24 protein-coding genes are annotated in these 22,368 nt (G+C 70.0%); 1 reads left to right on the plus strand and 23 read right to left on the minus strand.

Going from position 1 to position 22,368, the window contains the following annotated elements; all coding sequences use genetic code 11:
* Positions 1-31: 31 nt before the first annotated feature.
* From ACN6LB_RS13365 to rpsB, 9 genes are all read right to left on the minus strand, one after another.
* Positions 32-1,051, minus strand: a complete 1,020-nt coding sequence (locus ACN6LB_RS13365) for an ABC transporter ATP-binding protein (protein WP_356135603.1) — start codon at positions 1,049-1,051, stop codon at positions 32-34.
* The gene (locus ACN6LB_RS13370; RefSeq protein ID WP_445025986.1) at positions 1,052-2,725 is read right to left on the minus strand and encodes an ABC transporter permease; all 1,674 of its coding nucleotides are present in this window, start codon (positions 2,723-2,725) and stop codon (positions 1,052-1,054) included.
* On the minus strand, positions 2,701-3,798 hold the full coding sequence (locus tag ACN6LB_RS13375) for a thiamine ABC transporter substrate-binding protein (protein WP_445025987.1): 1,098 nt from the start codon (positions 3,796-3,798) through the stop codon (positions 2,701-2,703). The genes ACN6LB_RS13370 and ACN6LB_RS13375 overlap by 25 nt, the downstream gene beginning before the upstream one ends.
* Before the next feature lie 209 nt (positions 3,799-4,007).
* Complete coding sequence (gene rlmN / locus ACN6LB_RS13380) at positions 4,008-5,114, minus strand: 23S rRNA (adenine(2503)-C(2))-methyltransferase RlmN (RefSeq protein WP_445025988.1); 1,107 nt, start codon at positions 5,112-5,114, stop codon at positions 4,008-4,010.
* 245 nt (positions 5,115-5,359) lie between these two features.
* Positions 5,360-6,505: a phosphatidate cytidylyltransferase gene (locus ACN6LB_RS13385; RefSeq protein WP_445025989.1), complete on the minus strand. Its 1,146-nt coding sequence runs from the start codon at positions 6,503-6,505 to the stop codon at positions 5,360-5,362.
* Positions 6,505-7,062: a ribosome recycling factor gene (frr, locus tag ACN6LB_RS13390; protein WP_445025990.1), complete on the minus strand. Its 558-nt coding sequence runs from the start codon at positions 7,060-7,062 to the stop codon at positions 6,505-6,507. The genes ACN6LB_RS13385 and frr overlap by 1 nt, the downstream gene beginning before the upstream one ends.
* A gap of 162 nt (positions 7,063-7,224) precedes the next feature.
* Positions 7,225-7,995 (minus strand): UMP kinase, encoded by a 771-nt coding sequence (gene pyrH, locus ACN6LB_RS13395; protein ID WP_356135612.1) that lies wholly within the window; start codon positions 7,993-7,995, stop codon positions 7,225-7,227.
* Positions 7,996-8,191: 196 nt separating this feature from the next.
* Complete coding sequence (tsf, locus tag ACN6LB_RS13400) at positions 8,192-9,028, minus strand: translation elongation factor Ts (RefSeq protein WP_445025991.1); 837 nt, start codon at positions 9,026-9,028, stop codon at positions 8,192-8,194.
* 96 nt (positions 9,029-9,124) lie between these two features.
* Positions 9,125-10,054: a 30S ribosomal protein S2 gene (gene rpsB / locus ACN6LB_RS13405; RefSeq protein ID WP_445025992.1), complete on the minus strand. Its 930-nt coding sequence runs from the start codon at positions 10,052-10,054 to the stop codon at positions 9,125-9,127.
* A 280-nt stretch (positions 10,055-10,334) separates the two neighbouring features.
* Between rpsB and ACN6LB_RS13410 the strand changes: the two genes are divergently transcribed.
* Entirely contained in the window at positions 10,335-10,922 is a 588-nt protein-coding gene (locus tag ACN6LB_RS13410; RefSeq protein WP_356135619.1) for a M23 family metallopeptidase, read from the plus strand.
* 8 nt (positions 10,923-10,930) lie between these two features.
* Here the strand turns inward: ACN6LB_RS13410 and ACN6LB_RS13415 are convergent, their stop codons facing one another.
* The 14 genes from ACN6LB_RS13415 to rimM all read right to left on the minus strand — a co-directional run bounded on the left by ACN6LB_RS13415 (position 10,931) and on the right by rimM (position 22,317).
* Positions 10,931-11,488 carry a TetR/AcrR family transcriptional regulator gene (locus ACN6LB_RS13415; RefSeq protein WP_445026011.1) on the minus strand — a complete coding sequence of 186 codons (558 nt, stop codon included), beginning with the start codon at positions 11,486-11,488 and terminating at the stop codon, positions 10,931-10,933.
* A 142-nt stretch (positions 11,489-11,630) separates the two neighbouring features.
* Positions 11,631-12,473, minus strand: a complete 843-nt coding sequence (gene whiG, locus ACN6LB_RS13420; RefSeq protein WP_356135621.1) for an RNA polymerase sigma factor WhiG — start codon at positions 12,471-12,473, stop codon at positions 11,631-11,633.
* 272 nt (positions 12,474-12,745) lie between these two features.
* Positions 12,746-13,891 carry a DNA-processing protein DprA gene (gene dprA / locus ACN6LB_RS13425; protein WP_445025993.1) on the minus strand — a complete coding sequence of 382 codons (1,146 nt, stop codon included), beginning with the start codon at positions 13,889-13,891 and terminating at the stop codon, positions 12,746-12,748.
* Positions 13,888-15,513 (minus strand): YifB family Mg chelatase-like AAA ATPase, encoded by a 1,626-nt coding sequence (locus ACN6LB_RS13430; RefSeq protein ID WP_445025994.1) that lies wholly within the window; start codon positions 15,511-15,513, stop codon positions 13,888-13,890. Before ACN6LB_RS13430 ends, dprA begins: the two co-directional genes overlap by 4 nt.
* Positions 15,513-15,893, minus strand: coding sequence for a YraN family protein (locus ACN6LB_RS13435; protein ID WP_445025995.1), 381 nt, complete (start codon positions 15,891-15,893; stop codon positions 15,513-15,515). The genes ACN6LB_RS13430 and ACN6LB_RS13435 overlap by 1 nt, the downstream gene beginning before the upstream one ends.
* 150 nt (positions 15,894-16,043) lie before the next feature.
* A complete protein-coding gene (locus tag ACN6LB_RS13440) occupies positions 16,044-16,352 on the minus strand; it encodes a DUF2469 domain-containing protein (protein ID WP_005311352.1) in 309 nt (102 codons plus the stop codon).
* Positions 16,353-16,407: 55 nt separating this feature from the next.
* Positions 16,408-16,941 (minus strand): NUDIX hydrolase, encoded by a 534-nt coding sequence (locus ACN6LB_RS13445; RefSeq protein WP_445025996.1) that lies wholly within the window; start codon positions 16,939-16,941, stop codon positions 16,408-16,410.
* Positions 16,931-17,671: a signal peptidase I gene (lepB, locus tag ACN6LB_RS13450; protein ID WP_445025997.1), complete on the minus strand. Its 741-nt coding sequence runs from the start codon at positions 17,669-17,671 to the stop codon at positions 16,931-16,933. Before lepB (ACN6LB_RS13450) ends, ACN6LB_RS13445 begins: the two co-directional genes overlap by 11 nt.
* A gap of 109 nt (positions 17,672-17,780) precedes the next feature.
* Positions 17,781-18,695: a signal peptidase I gene (gene lepB / locus ACN6LB_RS13455; protein WP_356135633.1), complete on the minus strand. Its 915-nt coding sequence runs from the start codon at positions 18,693-18,695 to the stop codon at positions 17,781-17,783.
* The gene (gene lepB, locus ACN6LB_RS13460) at positions 18,580-19,665 is read right to left on the minus strand and encodes a signal peptidase I (protein WP_356135635.1); all 1,086 of its coding nucleotides are present in this window, start codon (positions 19,663-19,665) and stop codon (positions 18,580-18,582) included. The genes lepB (ACN6LB_RS13455) and lepB (ACN6LB_RS13460) overlap by 116 nt, the downstream gene beginning before the upstream one ends.
* The gene (lepB, locus tag ACN6LB_RS13465) at positions 19,658-20,374 is read right to left on the minus strand and encodes a signal peptidase I (protein WP_445025998.1); all 717 of its coding nucleotides are present in this window, start codon (positions 20,372-20,374) and stop codon (positions 19,658-19,660) included. Before lepB (ACN6LB_RS13465) ends, lepB (ACN6LB_RS13460) begins: the two co-directional genes overlap by 8 nt.
* 81 nt (positions 20,375-20,455) lie before the next feature.
* Positions 20,456-20,806 (minus strand): 50S ribosomal protein L19, encoded by a 351-nt coding sequence (gene rplS / locus ACN6LB_RS13470; RefSeq protein ID WP_171143238.1) that lies wholly within the window; start codon positions 20,804-20,806, stop codon positions 20,456-20,458.
* A 135-nt stretch (positions 20,807-20,941) separates the two neighbouring features.
* Entirely contained in the window at positions 20,942-21,775 is an 834-nt protein-coding gene (gene trmD / locus ACN6LB_RS13475) for a tRNA (guanosine(37)-N1)-methyltransferase TrmD (RefSeq protein WP_356135640.1), read from the minus strand.
* A complete protein-coding gene (rimM, locus tag ACN6LB_RS13480) occupies positions 21,775-22,317 on the minus strand; it encodes a ribosome maturation factor RimM (RefSeq protein ID WP_356135642.1) in 543 nt (180 codons plus the stop codon). The genes trmD and rimM overlap by 1 nt, the downstream gene beginning before the upstream one ends.
* Positions 22,318-22,368 lie beyond the last annotated feature (51 nt).

A 22,368-nucleotide genomic window follows, 5' to 3' on the forward strand; every position in this document is an offset into this window, starting at 1 on the left:
GGGTACGACAATTTTCGGCTGCGTCGAACGATCAGCCGAGCACGACGATCTCGGCCGCGTCGAACGACACGCCGACCTCGTCCCCCGGCTCCGGCGCGTCCCGCAGCGCGCACGCCGCCTCAAGGCGCGGCGCGTCCTGCGGTTGCAGTTGTACGGCGACGTGGGTGCCCCGGAAGGTGTGTGCGGCCACGGTGCAGCGCAGGCCGTCCGCCGCCGCCACGAGCCGTACGCCGGCGGGCCGTACGAGCAGCGTGCCCGGGCCCTGCGGGGAACCCTCGGGGACCGGGACCTTCCCCCAGGGCGTGTCCGCGGCCTCACCGCTCACTGTCGCCTCGACCACGTTGTCGAAGCCGAGGAAGCGCGCCACGAACTCGTCCGCCGGGTGCTGCCAGACCTCAAGGGGCGTACCCGACTGGGCGATCCGCCCGTCGCGCATCACCACGACGCGGTCGGCGAGCGCGAACGCCTCGCCCTGGTCGTGCGTGACGGCGAGCACTGTGGTGCCCAACTCGCCGAACAACTCCCGTAGTTCGACGACAAGGCGTTCGCGCAGCGAGCGGTCGAGCTGGCCGAGCGGTTCGTCGAGCATCAGCAGGCGGGGGCGCGGCGCCAGCGCGCGGGCCAGCGCGACCCGCTGCTGCTCGCCGCCGGAGAGCGCGGCGACGGCACGCCTGTGCGCACCCGGCAGCCCGACGAGATCCAGCAACTCCCGCACCCGCAGGGCCTGTTCATCCTTCGACGCGCCGTGCATGCGCAGCCCGAAGGCGACGTTGCCGCCGACGTCCCGCTGCGGGAAGAGCTGGTGGTCCTGGAACATCAGGCCGACGCCCCGCTTGTGCGCGGGCACGCCGTTCATCTCCCGGCCGCCCAGCCGCACCCGCCCCGCGTCGAGGGGCTGAAGCCCGGCCACGGCCCGCAGGAGTGTCGACTTGCCGCTGCCGCTCGGCCCGAGCACGCACACGATCTCGTGCTCGGCGACGTCCAGGTCGACGGCGTCGAGCACGGCCCGCCCGCCGAAGCGCACGGTCGCGTCCTGAAGGCTCAGCAGCATCTAGAACTCCCCGGTCGAAGTGGTGCGGACGCGTTCCAGGAGCAGCAGTGCCACCGCGCACACCGCCATCAGGATCGTCGAAAGCGCCATCGCCTGGCCGTAGTTGAGATCACCCGCGCGGCCCAGCAGCCGGGCCACGGCGACCGGCAGCGTAGGGTTGTCCGGCCGCGCGATGAAGACGGTCGCCCCGAACTCGCCCAGCGACACGGCGAACGCGAACCCGGCCGCGACCAGCAGCGCCCTGCGCACCATCGGCAGGTCCACCTCGCGCCACACCCGCCACGGCGACGCCCCGAGCACCGCGGCGGCCTCCCGCAGCCGCCCGTCCACGGCCCGCAGGACGGGCAGCATGGTGCGGACGACGAAGGGGACGCCGACCAGCGCCTGCGCGAGCGGCACGAGCAGCCACGAGCTGCGCAGGTTCAACGGCGGCTCGTCCAGCGCGATCAGGAACCCGAAGCCGACCGTCACCGCGGAGACGCCCAACGGCAGCATCAGCAGCGCGTCGAAACCGCGCACGAGGCGCCCTGCCCGCCGGGTGAGGGCGGCAGCCGCCAAGCCCCCGATCAGGACGGCGATGACGGTGGCGGCGAGCGCGTACCGCAGCGAGTTGCCGATCGCCTCGATCGGCGCGACCAGGAAGATCCCGCCGTCGTCACGCGTGAGCGCCTTGTAGTACGTGAACCCCGGTGCGTCCAGCGACCGTTGGACGAGCACGGCGAGCGGCAGCACCAGCAGCACGGCGATGCTCACCAGCACCCCCGCGAGCAGGGCCCACTGCCCGGCCCCGCGCGGCCGCCGGGCGGTCATGGAGGCGTCCACCAGGCGCAGGGCGCTCTCCCGGCGCCGTACGGTCCAGGCGTGCACGGCGAGGATCGCGCCGACGGCCGCGAACTGGATGATCGTCAGCACCGCGGCCGTGGAGAGGTCGAAGATCTCGGAGGTCTGCCGGTAGATCTCGACTTCGAGCGTGGAGAAGGTGGGGCCGCCGAGGATCTGCACCACACCGAAGGAGGTGAAGGTGAAGAGGAAGACCATGAGCGCGGCCGCGGCCACGGCCGGGCCCAGCGCCGGAAGCGTCACCTTCCGCCAGGCAGCGAACCGCGAGGCGCCCAGCATCCGGGCGGCCTCCTCCTGCCGCGGATCGAGCTGCGCCCACAGGCCGCCGACGGTCCGTACGACGACCGCGTAGTTGAAGAACACATGCGCGAGCAGGATCGCCCACACGGTGGTGTCCAGCCGCAGACCCCACAGCTCGTCGAGCAGTCCGCGGCGGCCGACGAGCGCCAGGAACGCCGTACCGACGACAACGGTCGGCAGCACGAACGGAACGGTGACCACGGCCCGCAGGATCTGCTTGCCCCTGAAATCGAAGCGCGCGAAGACATATGAGCCGGGGAGCGCGATCAGCAGCGTGAGCGCCGTCGACACGAGCGCCTGCCAGGTGGTGAACCACAGGACGTGCCGGATGTCGGACTGCATGAGGACGTCCCCGATCCGCCCCCACCGCCAGACCCCGTCGACCTTGAGGCCACGCGCGACGATCGCGGCGACGGGATAGGCGAAGAAGACCCCGAAGAACGCGACGGGCACGGCCATCAGACCGAGCCGCGCCGCGCTCCCCCGGAGATCTTTCCGGGGCCGGGGCGCTACTTCAGTACGAGCGAGGTCCACGACTTGACCCACTGGTCACGGTTGGCGGCGATCCTGGCGGGGGCCATGGTCTCGGGGTCCTTGGCCGCCGGGCCGTACTTCGTGAACTCGGCGGGCACCTGCGCCCCCTCGACCACGGGGTAGACGAACATGTTGAGCGGCATGTCCTCCTGGAACTTCCTGGTGATCAGGAAGTCGATGAGCGCCTTGCCGCCCTTGGCGTTCCCGGCGTTGCTCAGCAGGCCCGCGTACTCGACCTGGCGGAAGCAGGTGCCGGCCGCGACCCCGGTCGGCGCGGTCTTCGGCTTCGGGTCGCCGTAGATCACCTCGGCGGGCGGCGAGGAGGCGTACGAGACGACCAGGGGCCGGTCGGCCTTGGCCTTCTTGCCGCCCGCCGAGCCGGAGAACTCGTCGTTGTACGCCTGCTCCCAGCCGTCGACGACCTTCACGCCGTTCGCCCTGAGCTTCTTCCAGTAGTCCTGCCAGCCGTCGTCGCCGTACCGCGCGGCGCTCCCGAGCAGGAAACCGAGGCCGGGCGAGGAGGTGGAGGCGTTCTCCGTGACGAGCAGGTTCCTGTACGCGGGCTTGATCAGGTCGTCGAGCGAGGCCGGCGGTGTCAGCTTGTGCTCGCTGAACCAGGCCTTGTCGTAGTTGACGCAGATGTCGCCCGAGTCGATGGGCGTGACCCGGTGCTTGTCCTGGTCGACCCGGTACTCGGACTTGATCGTGCCGGCGCCCTTGGCCTCGTAGGACTGGAACAGCCCGTTGTCGAGGGCCCGGGAGAGCAGGGTGTTGTCGACGCCGAAGAAGACGTCGCCCTGGGGGTTGTCCTTGGTGAGGATCGCCTTGTTGACGGCCTGCCCGGCGTCGCCGTCCTTGAGGACCTTGACCTTGTAGCCGGACTCCTTCTCGAACGCCTTCAGTACGGCCTTGGAGTAGACGAAGGAGTCGTGGCTGACGAGCGTCACGGTCTTGGAGGCGGCGCCCCCGCCGCCGGCGGAAGCGGAGTCGGACGAGCCGCAGGCGGACAGCGTGACGATGCCGAGTCCGGCCGCCGCGACCACTGCCGTGATCCTGCTGATGGTGGTGCTCACTGGATTCCTCCTGGAGTGACCAGGAAGAGACGCGGCCCTGCCCGGGAACCTCTGAGAGTTCCCGGGCAGGGCGCAACAGCTTGAGTGATGACCGAACTTCCTACCCAGAATGACCTGGGCAAGGTTCAGAGGGTCTGCGGTCTGTCCCGCACTCTCAGCGCTGTGGCGCTCCCCTGTCGGAATATGAAGATGTACGTACGCGGATCAGACTACCGCTCGCTGGCAGCGAGCTGTCCGCACGCCCCGTCGATCTCCTGGCCGCGGGTGTCCCGGACGGTGACCGGCACGCCGTGCGCCGCGATCGCCTCGACGAACGCCTTCTCGTCCTCGGGCCGCGAGGCCGTCCACTTGGAGCCGGGTGTGGGGTTCAGCGGGATCAGGTTCACATGCACCGGCTTGCCCCGCAGGAGCCTGCCGAGACGGTCACCGCGCCACGCCTGGTCGTTGATGTCGCGGATGAGGGCGTACTCGATGGAGAGCCGGCGTCCCGACTTGGCGGCGTACTCCCATCCGGCGTCCAGCACCTCGCGCACCTTCCACCGCGTGTTCACGGGGACGAGGGTGTCGCGCAGCTCGTCGTCCGGCGCGTGCAGCGAGATCGCGAGGCGGCACTTGAAGCCCTCGTCGGCGAACCGGTGGATGGCCGGCACCAGCCCGACGGTGGAGACGGTGATGCCGCGCTGCGACAGTCCGAGTCCGTCGGGCTCGGGGTCGGTGAGGGCCCGGATGGACTGGACGACCCGCTTGTAGTTGGCGAGCGGCTCACCCATGCCCATGAACACGATGTTGCTCAGCCGCGCCGGACCGCCCGGAATCTCGCCGTCCCTGAGGGCGCGCATCCCGTCCACGATCTGATGGACGATCTCGCCGGTGGACAGGTTGCGGTCGAGACCGGCCTGGCCGGTGGCGCAGAACGGGCAGTTCATCCCGCATCCGGCCTGCGAGCTGATGCACATGGTCACCCGGTCCGGGTACCGCATCAGCACGGACTCGACGAGCGTCCCGTCGAAGAGCTTCCACAGGGTCTTGCGGGTGGTGTCGTCGTCACAGCTGATGTGCCGCACGACCGACATCAGCTCCGGCAGCAGCGCCTCCTGGAGCTTCCCGCGCGAGGCGGCCGGAATGTCCGTCCACTCCGCGGGGTCGTGCGCGTACCGCGCGAAGTAGTGCTGCGACAGCTGCTTGGCGCGAAACGGCTTCTCACCGATCGCGGCAACCGCCTCTTTACGCTCGGCGGGCGTGAGATCGGCAAGGTGCCGCGGCGGCTTCTTGGCTCCGCGGGGGGCGACGAATGTGAGTTCTCCGGGCTTAGGCATGGCTGTACCAGTGTCGCAGATCAATTGGCGTGACCTGCGGCCGTCGCCTCCGGGGCCCTCGAAAGGCCCGGCGACACCCGGTGCGGCAGTCGGCGGGCCAGGGGCAGGACGGCGGCGCCGAGGAGGAAGCCGATTGAAAAAGCATCGCTCCCACGCAGATCATCCCCCGTTGAAAAACCCGAGGGACATGGACGAAGGGCCCGCCGTCCGGTGGACAGCGGGCCCCGCACCAGCGGACCCGTGGGTCAGCCGGAGCCGACGAAGAGGACGAGAAGCAGCCAGACCACCGGGGCCGTGGGCAGGAGCGAGTCCAGCCGGTCCATGATGCCGCCGTGGCCCGGGAGCAGCGTGCCCATGTCCTTGATGCCCAGGTCACGCTTGATCATGGACTCGCCGAGGTCACCGAGCGTGGCGCTGACCGCGACCGCGAAGCCGACGATCAGACCCTGCCACCAGGTGCCGTCGTCGATCAGGAAGTGCATGCACAGTGCGCCCGCGACCATCGCGAAGGAGACCGCGCCGAACAGACCCTCGCGGGTCTTGCCGGGGCTGATGCGCGGGGCGAGCTTGTGCTTGCCGAAGCGCCAGCCGATCGCGTACGCGCCGGTGTCGCTGACCACGGTCAGCAGCAGGAACGTCAGGACGCGGCGCGGCCCGTCGTCGGCCGTGAGCATCAGCGCGACGAAGGTGGCCAGGAACGGCACGTAGAAGGCCGCGAAGACCCCCGCCGTGACGTCCCTGAGGTAACCCTCGGGCGGTTCCGTCATGCGCCAGACCAGGACGGCCAGTGCGGTGAGTGCCATCGCCACCCACGCGCCCTCGGTGCCCCGGACGTATCCGGCGACGACCATCGCCGCGCCACCGACCGCCAGCGGGACGAGGGGCGCCTTGATGCCCTTGCGCTCCTCCAGCCGCGAGGTGAGCTCCCACAGGCCCACGACCACGGCGACCGCTATCACGCCGATGAAGACGGCCTTGACGACGAACAGGGATGCGGCGATCACCGCGCCGAGCCCGACGCCCACTCCTATGGCCGCGCCCAGGTCGCGTCCCGCACTCTTCTTCTGAGGTGCGGGGACGGGCTGGGGGGCGGCGCTGGGCATGGGCTCCTGCGGGCTCTGCGGATTGTGCGACGGGGTCCCGAAGGGCACCGGCGCTGTGAACGGGCTGTCGTCGCGGAACGGGGGGCCACTCAGCCGAGCGGCCCCCCGGTCGCCATCCTGGTCTCCGCCATGTGCGGGTACGTCGGGCACGATGGGCATGGGGCGAGTCTGCTGGGCTTCATGCCCATCGTAGGTGGGACCCGCCGGGGCAGCCCCCTGGACAGGCCCCTGGTCGGACGGCCCCCAGTACCCGGCTTTTGGCGGTGCTCCCCAGGAAGAGTCGTTCATCAGACCTCGAGAAGCTCAGCTTCCTTGTGCTTGAGGAGCTCGTCCACCTGGGCGACATACTTCGCCGTGGTGTCGTCGAGCTCCTTCTCGGCGCGGCGGCCCTCGTCCTCGCCGACCTCGCCGTCCTTGATCAGCTTGTCGATGGTGTCCTTGGCCTTGCGGCGCACGGAGCGGATCGAGACCTTGGCGTCCTCACCCTTGGTCTTGGCGACCTTGATGTAGTCCCTGCGGCGCTCCTCGGTCAGCTCCGGGAAGACCACTCGGATGAGGCTGCCGTCGTTGCTGGGGTTGACGCCCAGGTCGGAGTCGCGGATCGCCTGCTCGATGTTGCGCAGCGCGGTCTTGTCGAACGGGGTCACCACGGCCATGCGCGGCTCCGGCACCGCGAACGAGGCCAGCTGGTTGATCGGTGTCGGTGCGCCGTAGTAGTCGGCCACGATCTTGTTGAACATCGCCGGGTGCGCACGGCCTGTGCGGATAGCGGCGAAGTCGTCCTTGGCGACCACGACCGCCTTCTCCATCTTCTCCTCGGCCTCGAGGAGGGTCTCTTCGATCACCACTTGCTCCTGCGTGTCTTGAGTAGGCCCGGCTTCCGGTGGGTGGCGGCCGGCTGCGTCGCGTCTTGTTCCTGCACGGTTCCCGACCGGCAGGACATTGTCCATCCCCCGGTCAGGGTCCGTCCCCCGACAGGGCGGGGCCCCGGTCGGGATGGGGCTCGGTCAGGCTCGGCTGCTCTGGTCACCCACAAGAGTGCCGATCTTCTCACCCTTGACGGCGCGCGCGATATTGCCCTCCGCCAGAAGCTCGAAGACCAGGATGGGCAGCTTGTTGTCCCGGCACAGGGTGATGGCCGTCATGTCGGCGACCTTGAGGTCGCGCGTGATGACCTCGCCGTAGCCGAGCGAGTCGAACTTCACCGCTTCGGGGTTGGTCTTCGGGTCGGAGTCGTAGACCCCGTCCACGCCGTTCTTGCCCATCAGCAGGGCCTCGGCGTCGATCTCCAGGGCCCGCTGGGCGGCGGTGGTGTCGGTGGAGAAGTACGGCATGCCCATGCCGGCGCCGAAGATGACCACACGGCCCTTCTCCAGGTGGCGCACGGCACGCAGCGGGATGTACGGCTCGGCGACCTGGCCCATGGTGATGGCGGTCTGGACGCGGCTGTCGATGCCCTCCTTCTCCAGGAAGTCCTGGAGGGCGAGGCAGTTCATGACCGTGCCGAGCATGCCCATGTAGTCGGAGCGGGCCCGGTCCATGCCGCGCTGCTGCAGTTCGGCGCCGCGGAAGAAGTTGCCGCCGCCGATGACGACCGCGATCTGGGCACCGCCGCGCACGACGGCCGCGATCTCGCGGGCGATCTTGTGCACCACGTCTGGGTCGACGCCCAGTCCCCCGCCACCGGCGAACGCCTCACCGGAAAGCTTCAGCAGAAAGCGTCCCGCGCCTTTGCCGTCGTCGCTCTTCTCGCCGTTGTCGGCCTGGGTGGTGGTCATGGAGATCTCGCCTCTTTTACGTGTCGCACATACGAAGAAGGCCATTGCCGATGGGGTGCTGACTCCCATGCGCGGCAATGGCCTCCTCGTCAGATCTGCTGTCGTCCGCCACACGCGCGTGCGGGGCCGCATACGCGATTGGCGCGGACGACTGCTGTCGACCCTAGCGGGGTCGCGCGTCGATCGCGGTACGGACTCAGATGCCGACCTTGATGCGCGTGAAACGCTTCAGGGTGACACCGGCCTCGTCCAGGACCTTCTGGACGGACTTCTTCTGGTCCAGCGCGTAGGGCTGGCCCAGGAGAGTCGCCTCCTTGAAGAAGCCGTTGACGCGACCCTCGACGATCTTCGGGAGGGCGGCCTCGGGCTTGCCCTCGGCGCGGGTGGTCTCCTCGGCGACGCGGCGCTCGGTCTCGACGACCTCGGCCGGGACGTCCTCCTTGGAGAGGTACTTCGGCGCGAAGGCGGCGATGTGCTGCGCGACACCCTTGGCGAGGTCGGCGTCGGCCTTGTCCAGCTCGACCAGGACACCGATCTGCGGGGGCAGGTCGGGCATGGTGCGGTGCATGTACGCGGCGACGTAGCTGCCGGAGTACGCGGCGAAGCGGTCCAGGACGATCTTCTCGCCCAGGGTCGCGTTGGCCTCGTCGACGAACGCCTGGACCGTCTTGCCGGCCTCGATCTCGGACGCGAGCAGCGCCTCGAGGTCGGCCGGGGCGGTGGCGGCGACGTGCTCGGCGATCTGGTTGGCGACGGCCTGGAACTTCTCGCCCTTGGCGACGAAGTCCGTCTCGCACTTCAGCTCGACCAGGACACCGGAGGTGTTGTCGTCAGCGATGATCGAGACCACGGCGCCGTTCTCGGCGGAGCGGCCCTCGCGCTTGGCGACGCCCTTCTGGCCCTTGATGCGCAGGGCCTCGACGGCCTTGTCGACGTTGCCCTCGGCCTCGTCCAGCGCCTTCTTGCAGTCCATCATGCCTGCGCCGGTGAGCTCACGGAGCTTCTTGACGTCGGCGGCGGTGTAGTTCGCCATGATTCCTGGAATCTCTCTCGAAGTCTGAAGATCTACGGGCCGAACGGCGGGGGCTTGGTGTGCCCCCGCCGTTCGAATACCCGAAGGGGTGAGGGGTCAGGCCTGCTCGGCGTCCGCGGCGGGAGCCTCGGCGGCCGGAGCCTCGACCTCGGCGGCAGGGGCCTCGGCAGCGGGGGCCTCGGCCGGAGCCTCGACCTCGGCAGCGGCCTCAGCCGGCTTCTCGTCCTCGGCGGCAGGCGCCTCGTCGGCCTTCTTCTCGCCCTCGAGCAGGTCGCGCTCCCACGCGGCCAGCGGCTCGCCCGCGGCCTTGTCACCCTCGGCGGCCTTGCCGGCGCCGGAACGGGAGATGAGGCCCTCGGCGACGGCGTCGGCGATCACGCGGGTGAGCAGGGTGACGGAGCGGATCGCGTCGTCGTTGCCCGGGATCTTGTAGTCGACCTCGTCGGGGTCGCAGTTGGTGTCGAGGATGGCGACGACCGGGATGTTGAGCTTCCGGGCCTCACCGACCGCGATGTGCTCCTTCTTGGTGTCCACGATCCAGACGGCGCTGGGAACCTTGGACATCTCGCGGATACCACCGAGGGTCTTCTCCAGCTTGGCCTTCTCGCGCGAGAGCACGAGAAGCTCCTTCTTGGTGAGACCGGACGCGGCGACGTCCTCGAAGTCGATCTGCTCGAGCTCCTTGAGGCGCTGCAGACGCTTGTAGACGGTCGAGAAGTTGGTGAGCATGCCGCCCAGCCAGCGCTGGTTGACGTAGGGCATGCCGACGCGGGTGGCCTGCTCCGCGATGGCCTCCTGCGCCTGCTTCTTCGTGCCGACGAACATGACCGTGCCGCCGTGGGCGACGGTCTCCTTGACGAACTCGTAGGCGCGGTCGATGTACGACAGCGACTGGAGCAGGTCGATGATGTAGATGCCGTTGCGCTCGGTGAAGATGAAGCGCTTCATCTTCGGGTTCCAGCGACGGGTCTGGTGACCGAAGTGGACGCCGCTTTCCAGCAGCTCCCGCATCGTGACGACGGCCATAGCCGTTCTCCTTGATTTTCTCGGTTGTGCCGCGTGTGCCGGACGGCACTCGCGCCTGACGCCCGCGTGCGCCTTGCCCTGAGGACCGAGGAGCGCTGACATCGGCTTTCGTCTTGCGACTCATGGCCTGATGTCGGGGCGTGCGAAGTCGACCCGGTGACCCGGATCGCCACATGAAGTGTACGGGACCCGCGAGGTGCCGGGTGACGCCGCTGTCCACAACCGGTCGGTACTCCACAGGTCCCGGTCCTCCCGGCCCGATCCGCGGCACGGTTGCGGCATGCGAGCGAAACGATGTGTGCGTACGTGGCCGGGGGTGCTGCTGTTGTTGACGGCGGCCGTTCTCGGGGTGCCGTCCCCGTCCGCTCTCGCGTGGCCGAGCGGTACGGCACCGCCCGGACCACCGGAGCAGGACGCCCCGGTACCGTCCGTCGCCCGCGCCTGGCCGGTGGGCTCCCGCCCTCTGGTCGTACGCGGCTGGGAGCCTCCGGCGACGCCCTACGGCCCGGGCCACCGGGGTGTGGACCTGGCGGCGCTCGCGGGCACCTCGGTGCGGGCGGTGGCCCCGGGCCGGGTGTCCTTCGCCGGGCGGGTGGCGGGCCGGGGCGTGGTCTCGGTGGAGCTCTCGGGGACGGGCGAACCCCCGCTGCGGACGACGTACAGCCCGGTCCGCGCGACGGTGGAAAAGGGCGACGAGGTCGCGGCGGGCGACACCCTCGGCGCCCTGGAGCCCCCGTCCGCCCACTGCCCGGCATCGTGCCTGCACTGGGGCCTGCTGAGAGCGGGGACCTACCTGGATCCCTTGTCGCTGCTGCCGCCCTGGCTGCTCAACAGGGGGCCTTCGCGTTTGCTCCCGGTGCCCGGGTGACCAGGGGGCTAGCCCCGAACCCCCCGCAGTGCCATGGCGACCGCCGCGTCGGTGACGGCCCCCGGATCCTCGGCCGCGCCGAGCTCGATCCGCCGCACCGCGGCATCCACGATGCCCTGCAACAACATCGCCGCAAGCCGCGGCTCCGCATGCCCGATGGCCCCGAGCGCCTCGCCGATCATCGCGACAAGCCCCCCGTGCGCGGCACGGATCTTCTCGCGCGCACCGGCGTCGAGCTCGCTCGCGGAGATGGCGACCACGGCCCGGTGCCGCCGGTCCCCGACGAGGGCGAGCTGCCGTCGGACGTACTGCTCCACCTTGCCCTCGGGGCTGTCGGCCGCGGCCATCGCCGCCTCGACCTCCGCCGCCCAGAGGGGGAAGTCGACCTCGCACAACTCCTCGACGACGGCCGCACGGGAGCGGAAGTACTCGTAGACGGAGGAACGCGCGAGCCCCGTCCGCTCGGCGAGGGCCGGGAAGGTCAGCGCCTCCGTCCCGCCCTCGGACAACAGGGACCGTGCCGCGTCCAGCAGGGCGGCTCGCTGCATCGACCGGTGCTCGGCCACGGAGGCCGCTCGAATCCTTGGCACGTCAACCACTTTACGGACGGACCGCCCCCGGCGGCAGTCACTCCGCCCACCCGCCCGAACAAGGCCCCGGCCGGAAACGGGCCGGGCAGGGACGATTCAGCACCCTGCACCACCGGGCTCAGCGCCCGAAGCTCGCCAGCTTCGCCCGCAGCTGGAGCACGGACTTGGTGTGGATCTGGCTCACCCTGCTCTCGGTCACACCCAGCACATTGCCGATCTCCGCGAGAGTGAGCCCTTCGTAGTAGTACAGCGTGACGACGGTCTTCTCGCGTTCCGGCAGGGTGTTGATCGCACGCGCAAGGAACCTCCGCAGCTCCCTGTCCTCGGCGACCTCCACGGGGTTGTCGGCCGCGGTGTCCTCCAGGGTGTCCATGAGGCTGAGCCGGTCACCGCCCTCGCCGCCGACGTGCAGCAGTTCCTCCAGGGCGACCACGTTGGCCAGCGACAACTGGCTGAAGACCGCGTGGAGTTCCTCCACCCCGATGCCCATCTCGGAGGCCACCTCGCCCTCCGAGGGCGTACGCCGCAGCTTCGCCTCCAGCGTGGCGTAGGCCCGCTCGACGTTGCGCGCCTTCTGCCGCACCGATCTCGGAATCCAGTCCAGCGCCCGCAGTTCGTCGATCATCGCGCCCCGGATCCGGGTGATCGCGTAGGTCTCGAACTTGATCTCCCGCTCGATGTCGAACTTCTCGATGGCGTCGATCAGCCCGAACACCCCGGACGACACGAAGTCCGCCTGCTCGACATTGGCCGGCAGACCGACGCTCACCCGGCCCGCGACGTACTTGACCAGCGGCGAGTAGTGCAGGATCAGCTGCTCCCGCAGCCGCTCGTCGCCCGTCGCCTTGTACGAGCGCCACAGCTCGTCGAGGGTCGAGGGAGCGGGCGGGCGCACGCTACCGCCGTCGCGGGCAGCTGGGGGAATCGCCGCCCGGTCGGACCCGGAGGTGTGCTGGGGCATTCGTCGCCTTGTGCCGTTCTGCCGTGAACTGGGGGTGCCTGGGTGAGCTGTCGGTCTGATGTCGAGTTGCCTGTCTACGTCGGAATCCACGTGAGCGTAGCGTGACTGGAGTGTCGCAGTGCGCGAAGGGCGGGGGATCACCCCTGCGCAGATACGTTCCGCTGGACGCTCCCCGGGGTCAGAACCGTCGCCCTGTGTGATCACCGGGAAGCACCAACTGCGGGAATTGCCAAGGGTGTCGGCGGTTCGCCCGGACGGCCGAACACTCTCGGTCAGCACTCCTTCCGATCACCGCGGACGGAGATCATTGCCTGGCGTGTCAACTTCCAGCCGTCGCCGTGTCGTTCGACGTAACCAAGTGATCGGAGCTCGTACAGTCTCCCGACCACGTCGTCCTTCGCCGTTCCGGCCTCACGGGCGATCTCGTCCGCGCTCGCGGCCGCCCGGCCCGGCAGTGCGGCCAGCACCCGCCGCGCCCCCGGCTCCAACAGGTCGCGCGGCAGCACGGGCCCGTGCCGGTCCGGGGCGAGCTCTCCCATGTCGCCCACCAGTTCGGCGACTTCCTCGGCGTCGGAGACCAGCACCGCTTCGCCGCGCAGGAGTTCGTGCACCCCGGCCGACAGCCCACTGGTGACCGGTCCGGGAACCCCCATCGTGAACCGCCCCAGCCGCTGCGCCGCCCGCGCGGTGACCAGCGCCCCGCTGCGGTACGCCGCCTCGACGACCACGGTCCCCCGGGTGAGCGCCGCGATCACCCGGTTGCGGAGGATGAACCTGCTCGGTGTCGGGTGGTCGCCGGGCGGCAACTCCCCCACGACCAGCCCCTGTTCCGCGATCCTGGTGATCAACTGGGTATGGCCGCGCGGATAGGGCCGGTCGACGCCGCAGGCCAGCACGGCGACGGTCGCGCCGCCCGCACCGAGGGCGCCCCGGTGCGCGGCGCCGTCCACGCCGTACGCGCCGCCCGACACCACCACCCAGCCCCGCTCCGCGAGCCCGGAGCCGAGCATGGCCGCCACATGTGCCCCGTACTCGGTGCAGGCCCGCGCCCCGACGACCGCCACCGAACGCAGCGCCCATATCCGCAGGCTGGGCCGCCCCCGCACCCACAACCCGGTGGGCCGGGAGTCACCCAGGTCGTCGAGTTGCGCGGGCCACTCCGGGTCACCGGGGCAGACGAACCGCGCCCCGGCCGCCCGCGCCTCGGCCAGATCCCGCTCAGGCCGCACCCGGCCGACCCGCCCCCGCAGCCCCTCCCAGCGCTTCGCCGAAGCCCCCGGCAGCGGCTCGCCTCCCCCCACCAGCCGCCGCGCCACCTCCACGGCCCCGAACTCCCGCAGCCACCGTCCGCCGAGTTCGTCCCCGGGTTCGATGATGCGGGCGAGGGCCACCCGGGCATGCCGTTCGTCGTCCGTCATGGGCGCGAACCGATCAGCATCGGCACGCCTCGGGGTACGCCGGTGCGCAGTTGCAGGGCGAGGGCGACGTCCCCGGCGTCGGGGCGGTTGTGCCCGCTCAGGTCGGCGACACTCCAGGCGACGCGGAGCACCCGGTCGAGGCCGCGTGCCGTCAGCGCGCCCCGCTCCAGGCCCCGTTCCGCCTCGTCCATCGCGCCCGGCCGCGCCTGCCAGCGGCTGCGCAGTTCCCGCCCCGGCACCTCGCTGTTGGTGTGCCACGGGGTCCCGGCGAGACGTGCGGCCGCGCGCTCCCGGGCCGCGCGCACCCGGTCGGCCACCGTCCGCGTCGATTCGCCCTGGGCGCCGCGCTCGGTCAGTTCGGCCCGGGTGACCGGCTCCACGTCGACCCTCAGGTCCATCCGATCGAGCAGGGGCCCGGAGAGTTTGGCCTGGTAGCGGCGGACGCTGGAGGGCGGGCATTCGCAGAGGTCGTTCGCGACGCTGAAGCGCCCGCAGGGGCAGGGATTGGCCGCCAGGACCATCAGGAACTTCGCCGGGAACCGCACGACTCCGGCGCTGCGCGCGATGACGACGTACCCGGCCTCCAGCGGCTGGCGCAGGGCGTCCAGCGTGAAGCCGCTGAACTCCGGTGCCTCGTCCAGAAAGAGCACCCCTCGATGTGCCAGCGACACCGCTCCGGGCCGCGCGAGCCCTTTGCCGCCGCCGACGAGCGCCTGCATCGTCGCCGAGTGGTGGGGCGCGCAGTAGGGCGGGTCGTTCACCAGCGGTTTGCCCGCCGGCAGCAGGCCCGCGACCGAGTGAACGGCCGTCACCTCCAGGGACTCGGTCCGGGTCAGCGGGGGCAGGATCGCCGGCATGCGCTCGGCCAGCATCGTCTTGCCCGCACCCGGTGGGCCCTGGAGAAAGACGTGGTGGCCCCCGGCGGCCGCGACCTCCATCGCGGTGCGCGCCGAGAGCTGACCGACCACATCGGCGAGGTCGTGCCCCCGGTCGTGCTCGGCCACGGCCATGCCGCACAGGCCGGTCGCCTCGCCCGTGCCGGGCAGGCGCAGCCCGGCGAGCAGCGGGTCGGGCCGGCCGACCTCGTCCGGCGGTTCCTCGGGCACCGGTTCGTCCGTGAGCACCGCGATCAGCTGGCGCAGGCTGCGGACCCCGAGCACGGAGACGCCCGGCACCAGGGAGGCCTCGGCCGCCGCGCACTCCGGGACCACGACCTGCTCGTAGCCCGCGTCGGCCGCGGCCAGGACAGCCGGCAGCACGCCCCGCACCGGCCGCACCCTTCCGTCCAGGCCCAGCTCGCCGATCATCACGATGTCGGCGAGGACGCGGGGATCGATGCGCTCGGCGGCTCCGAGCACGGCGCACGCCACCGCGAGGTCGAAGCCCGATCCGCCCTTGGGCACGGACGCCGGGCTCAGTCCGACCGTGAGTTTCTTCTGGGGCCACTCGGCTCCGGAGTTCACCACCGCGGCCCGCACCCGGTCGCGGCTCTCCGTCAGGCTCTTGTCCGGGAGCCCCACCAGCGTGAAGGCGGCGACTCCGGGCTCCAGGTCGGCCTGGACCTCGACCACCACGCCCTCGACGCCGACGAGCGCCACGGAACACGTACGCGCGAAGCCCATCAAGCCACCCCCCGCACATGCTCGACGACGGGTGCTCCGCGGTCGGGGAGCAGGACGCCCACGAGGTCGATACGGACCCCGCCTGGCGGTGCGCCTCCGTGTTCCTGGAGCCAGCGTTCGGCCAGATCGCGCAGGCGCCCGGCCTTGGCGGGCGTGACGGCGGCCATCGGATGTTCGAAGGCCCCGGCCCTGCGGGTCTTGACCTCGCACATCACCAGTGCGTCGCCGTCCCGGGCCACGATGTCGATCTCGCCGGTCCTGCCACAGCGCCAGTTGCGCTGGACGACCGTCATCCCGGCCTCGACCAGCCGCCTGGCGGCCAGGTCCTCGCCGTACTTTCCGAGTGCGCTGCGTGCGTTGCCCGTCGTGCGTGTGCTCATGTCGGCACCACCTCCGGCACCCACACTGAGCCCACCACGGCCCGCTATTGGATCTTGGTGGACGGCCGGACGATTGTGGATAACTCCGTCACCCACAAGAGCGTCCGGCCGACCCCTCGGCTGCTCGGCCCAGACACGCGGCTCCGCTGCTCAGCTGCCCGGCAGCTCCAGATCACTCTTGTTCAGCTCTTCGATGTTCACGTCCTTGAACGTGAGGACCCGTACCTGCTTCACGAAACGAGCAGGTCGGTACATGTCCCACACCCAGGCGTCCGCCATGGACACCTCGAAGAAAACCTCGCCCTGGACCGAGTGCACCTGCATCTCGTAGTCGTTGGTGAGGTAGAAGCGCCGTTCGGTCTCGATCACATATTTGAACAGACCGACGACATCGCGGTACTCCCGATAGAGCTTCAGCTCCATCTCGGTCTCGTACTTCTCGAGGTCCTCGGCGCTCATGGCATGTTCCCCTTCAGCCGTGCGTCCCCCTATTGTGCGCCAGCCCCGCGAGCCCCTAGACGATTTCGGTGTCGAGGACCTCGGGCCTGGCCGGGGGACCTTCGTCGAGCAGCCTGCGCAGCAGCTCGGCGAGTCTGGTCGGATACACCGTCTCATGCGCTTCGGCCAGTTCCCGGCACGTCCACCAGCGCGCTCCGGCGACACTGCGCCGTTCCAGCTCCGTCTGCCCGGCGGCCACGGTCGCCGTCTGGGTCGTACGGGCCAGGTAGTACCACTCGTCCTGGTCCCACCGGCGCCCCGCGAAGGGGAAGGAACACATCCGCCGCCACAGCACCGGGCCGAGTTCGACGTCGGTGATGCCGGTTTCCTCCGCGAGTTCCCGCAGGGCGGCCTCCTCACGCGTCTCCTCGCCCTCCAGGCCGCCGCCGGGCGTGAACCACCAGTTGTCCGAGGGATCGTCCGGCTCGTGCCCGTGCAGCAGCAGGATGCGCTCGCGCGGGTCCAGGAGGACGACCCGGGCGACTTTGCGCGGACCGCCCTCGCCGGATGATTCCCCGGCCGCGTCGCCGTACGACGTCTCAGCGGGCACCGGCAGGCTCCGGCTCCACCCGGCGGCGCCTGCCGACACGCTTGGCGATCGGACCGTACGCCGCGCCGCCCATGACGAGGACCGCGCCCACCACGATCGCGGTCAGGACCAGCCGCAGCGGTCCCGGTGACGAGATCGTGCCGAGGGTCTCGAAGCCCGTGGGGCTCTTCAGCATGCCGTCCATGGGCCATGCCACGGCGTCCACGCGCGCCTTCACCGCGCCGCGCGGCACCGAACCGCTGCCCGCCTCGGTGAGGTGGGCCGTGGAGTCCAGCGAGCCGCTGCGCTCGTCACCGAGCAGGAACAGCCGGCCCTCGGGGACCTTGATCGTCGGTATCGTGCTCGACTCGGCGGCCTGCCCCTTGGCGAGGTACGGCTCGTCGATCTTCTTGCCGTTGACGGTCAGCTTGCCGTCCGTGCAGCAGGCGACCGTGTCGCCGCCGATCGCGACGACCCGCTTGACGAGGAGCATGTCTCCCCAGGACTTCTGCTTGAAGACCACGACGTCACCGCGCTCGACGTCACCGCCGTCGATCCGCTCGGCGAGGATTCGGTCGCCGGCCACGATGGTCGGCGACATGGAGTCGGTCGGCACGGTGTACGGCTGGTAGACGACCGCGCCCCAGGCGAAGCCTCCGAGGAAGAGCGCACAGCCGAGGGCCACGGCCAGCCCCGACAGCACGCTGCCGAGCCGACCGCGGCCCTCGTCCGTGTGACGTGTCCTGCTCATCCCAGTGCTCCCCAAGCTCGGAGAATCGATCCCGCGGCCCGATGACGGGCCGCGGAAGATCGGTGATCTGGGACGGCACCCTACCCGGCGGTACCTCCGCCAGAAAGCCTCAGTCCCCGACAGTGGAGCGACGCCGGCGCCACAGCACCAGCGGCACCGCGCCCACGAGTCCGAGGGCGCCCGGAGCGGCGGCGCTGAGGTTCTGGTCGAAGGTGTCCGGGACCGGCAGCGTGTCCCAGCGGGTGGGCGGCCAGGCGATCACGATGGCGCGGCCCACGACGTTGCCCACCGGAACGAAGCCCTTGTTCTTGTCCTGCTGGTGGTAACGGGAGTCCTGCGAGTTCTGCCGGTGGTCACCCATGACCCAGATTTTGCCCTTGGGCACCTTCACCTTGAACTGGCCGCCGTCGTCGACGCTGCACGGGGTGTTCCCGGCGTACACGAAGTCCGTGTCGTTGAGCGCCTTGCCGTTGACCTTGAGCGGGCCCGTGCCCTTGCACTCGATGGTGTCGCCGCCGACCCCGATGACCCGCTTGATGAGGTCCTTCTCGTTGGCGGACGGCATCAGGCCGATCCAGCCCAGGACCCGCTGCACGGCGTTCGGTTCGGGGGTGGGCTCGCCGTCCAGCCAGTGGTCGGGGTCGTGGAAGACGACGACCTCGCCGCGCTCGGGCTCGGAGCCGAACCACGGGGTGAGCTTGTCGACGAGGACGCGGTCACCCTTTTCGAGGGTGTGCTGCATCGAGTCCGAAGGGATCGAGAACGCCTGCACCAGGAACGTCTTGATCAGCAGCGCGAGAACCAGCGCGATGCCGACGAGGAGCGGGAGTTCCTTCCAGAAGGAGCGTGGCTTCCTGGGCGGTTGTTCCTGCTCGCCCTGCTCCTTCGTACCGCCGTCGTCCCCGGAGTCACTCCCGGAGGTGGCGACGTCTTCCGTGGCCGGGGTGGCCGTCTCGTCGGTTCGCTCCGGCCGCTCTTCGGGTCCATCGTGTCCGGATCGTGCGCCGACCGCCAAATCCCCCACATCCACTCCTCACTCCGTGCCGCCGCCTGCGCCGTATCCGACGCAGGCCCACCACTCCCATAACGAGCGGGAGTTCCGCAGGGCTCGGGAGCGGGATCAATCCATTCAGATCCGCGGAGGCCACCCTATGCGACGGGCCGAGAGCGGTGGTCGACCCGCCCGCCACCGACGCGTATGTGTCCGGTTCCTCGAGTCGGCTCCAGTGCCCGAGCGGCCAGGCGATGACCATCGCCCGCCCGACGACCGACTTCTCGGAGACGGTGCCGCTGTACTTCTCGGTGCGGTGGAAGCGCGAGTCGGCCGAGTTGTCCCGGTGGTCGCCCATGACGAACAGGCGACCTTCGGGAACCTTCACCTCGAACGCGAACGCGGAGGGCTTGTTGTCCGCGGCGTGGATGTAAGGCTCGTTCAGGGGAGTGCCGTTGACCGTCACGCGTCCCTGTGTGTCGCAGCACTTCACGGTGTCGCCGCCGACGGCCACGACCCGCTTGATCAGGTCCCGTTCGTTGTCGGAAGGCAGCAGGCCGATGAAGGTCAGCCCCTCCTTGACCTGCTTGACGACGATGGGGTCGTCCTTCTTGGACGTCGACTGCTCGTCCTTGAGCCAGTTCCCGGGGTCCTTGAAGACGACGACGTCGCCGCGCTGCGGCTTGGAGCCGAACCATGGCGTGAACTTGTCGACGAGGACACGGTCACCGATCTGGATCGTGTTCTCCATGGAGCCCGACGGGATCACGAAGGCCTGGACGAGGAAGGTCTTCAGAACGAGGGCTATGAGGACCGCGACGCCGACGAGAAGAGGTATCTCCTTGACCGCCGAACGCCGTCTGCGCCGCTTGACCTTCTGCTGCAGCCTGCGCCGCTCGGCACGGCCCGGCCGGGACGCCCCGCCGGCGCGCCGGGACCCGGTGGGCAGCAGGTTGTCGGCGGCCGTGCTGGGGGCGCCGCGCGGTTTGCCGCGGTTACCCATGGGCACCGTCCGCGGCGGGCACGCGCGCGTAGGCGCCGGGGCGCTCCAGGCGGGTCCAGTGGTCCGCGGGCCAGGCGACCCAGTCGGCCCGGCCGATGACGTCTCCGACGGGGATCATGCCGCCGCCCGGGGAGCCCAGGTGGTCGCGGGAGTCACGGGAGTCGCTGCGGTGGTCTCCGAGGACGAACAGGGTGCCCTCGGGCACGACGACGTCGAAGGAGGCGTCGGACGGGCTGTCCCCCGGGTAGAGAAACGTCGACTCGTCGACCGACCGGCCGTTCACCTTGAGCCTCCCCTCCTTGTCGCAGCAGACCACATGGTCTCCCCCTACACCGACGACGCGCTTGATGTAGTCGGCGTTCCCGAAGTAGCCAGTGCCGTCGAACACAACGACATCGCCCCGCTGCGGCTCGGAACCGAAACGGTACGCCAACTTATTTACGAGAACGCGGTCCCCGATCCTCAATCCCTGCTCCATGGAGCTGCTGGGGATCTGGAACGGCTGCATCACGAAGGTGCTGAGGATCAGCAGAAACAGCAGGCAGACCAGCCCGGTCAGGGTGATCCGGCCACCAGGGAGCCATTCGGCGACCCGGGAGAGCAACGCGAAGCGCGACCGGTCCTCCGGCCCTTCGGTGTCCGAGGTCTCCTCGGAGTCGGAAGGACGGGAGGAGCGGTCGCGCTCCAGGTGCTGTGCTTCGGTGTCCATCGGGGCCCGATGTTATCCGGCCCCGCTGTGACACCTTTTTGCCGGTTCGCTCGCCTGCGGCTCGCGACCGGCGACGCGAACTCAGCGCTCGCGCTTCTCCTTGATCTTCGCGGCCTTGCCGCGCAGCTCGCGCAGGTAGTACAGCTTGGCGCGACGCACGTCACCCTTGGTGACGAGCTCGATCTTCTCGACGATCGGGGTGTGCACCGGGAAGGTGCGCTCGACGCCGACCGAGAAGGAGACCTTGCGGACCGTGAAGGTCTCGCGGACACCGGCGCCCTGGCGACGGATGACTACGCCCTTGAACTGCTGCACACGGGAGCGGTTGCCCTCGATGACGCGGACGTGGACGTTGACGGTGTCACCCGGGCGGAAGGCCGGGATGTCGCTGCGCAGCGACGCGTTGTCGACGGAGTCGAGCAGGTGAGACATTTCGTCTGCTTTCTTCGCTGATGCCACAGGTCATCCGCGGAAGTAGTTTTTCCAGGAGATGTGCTGTCCCTCGTCGGGGCGGGCGTCGTGTCCCCCTGTGGCAGGGGCGCGCGCCGGACGACGTACAACAGCGACCTAGTCTCCCACGACCTCTGGCCTGCGCCAAAATCGACCGTGGGCAGCGCCTTCGGGGTCCGGTGCCCAGCCCAGGATGGAGAGCATTTCGCGGTCCTTCTTGTCGAAAGCCGAGGGCTCGCAGCGCTCGATGAGGTCGGGGCGGTTGGCCGCCGTGCGGCGCAGGGCCTCGTCGCGGCGCCAGCGGGCGATCTTGGAGTGGTGGCCGCTGAGCAACACCTCGGGGATCTCGCGGCCGCGCCATGCCGGGGGCTTGGTGTAGACGGGCCCCTCCAGGAGGTTGGCCATGGCTCCGGGGGCGAAGGAGTCGTCCCGGTGCGACTCGGCGTTGCCGAGCACGCCCGGCAGGAGTCGGGCCACGGCCTCGGTGATCACGAGGACGGCAGCCTCGCCGCCTGCGAGGACGTAGTCGCCGATGGACACCTCGTACACGGGCATCCTGGTCGCGTACTCGTCGATGACGCGGCGGTCGATGCCTTCGTAGCGGGCGGGTGTGAAGACCAGCCAGGGCCGCTCGGAGAGTTCGACGGCGAGTTCCTGGGTGAAGGGGCGCCCACTGGGGGTGGGTACGACGAGGACCGGGCCCTGGGAGCCCGTCTCGTAGCCGTCCGCGAGGGCGGAGTCCAGCGCGTCGCCCCAGGGGTCGGTCTTCATGACCATGCCGGGGCCGCCGCCGTAGGGGGTGTCGTCGACCGTGTTGTGCCGGTCGTAGGTCCACTCCCGCAGATCATGCACGTGCACATTCAGCTGTCCACGCGCGCGTGCCTTGCCGACGAGCGAGACGTTCAGGGGGTCGAGGTACTCGGGGAAGATCGTGACGACGTCGAGCCGCATCACGCCTCCTCCTCGGGGGCGGCGATCTCGGCGTGGTCGTCGATCAGGCCCGGCGGCGGGTCGATGACCGCGCGCTGCTCCGACAGGTCGATCTCGGTGACGATCTCCTCGACGAACGGGATGAGCACTTCGCTGCCGTCGGCGCGCTCCACGACGAACAGGTCCTGCGAGGGCAGGTGCGAGATCTCGGTGATCCGCCCGACCTCGGTGCCGTCGACGGTGACGACGTCCAGGTCCATGAGCTGGTGGTCGTAGTACTCCTCGGGGTCCTCGGGCTTCGCGTCCGGGTCGACCTCGGCGATGAGGAGGGTGTTGCGCAGAGCCTCGGCGGCGGTCCGGTCGCGTACGCCCTCGAAGCGCAGCAGGAGGCGGCCGCTGTGCACGCGGCCGGTCTCGATGGTCAGCGGTCCGGTGGAGGCCGGATCGGTGGCCAGTACGGCACCGGGGCCGAGCCGCAGCTCCGGCTCGTCGGTACGCACCTCGACGGTGACCTCGCCCTTGATGCCGTGGGCGCGGCCCACTCGCGCGACTACGAGCTGCACTTCTCTGTATCTCCTGTCGTGTGCCTACGGCATTACTGCGTAGACGACTAC

Source organism: Streptomyces sp. SAS_270 (assembly GCF_052543295.1).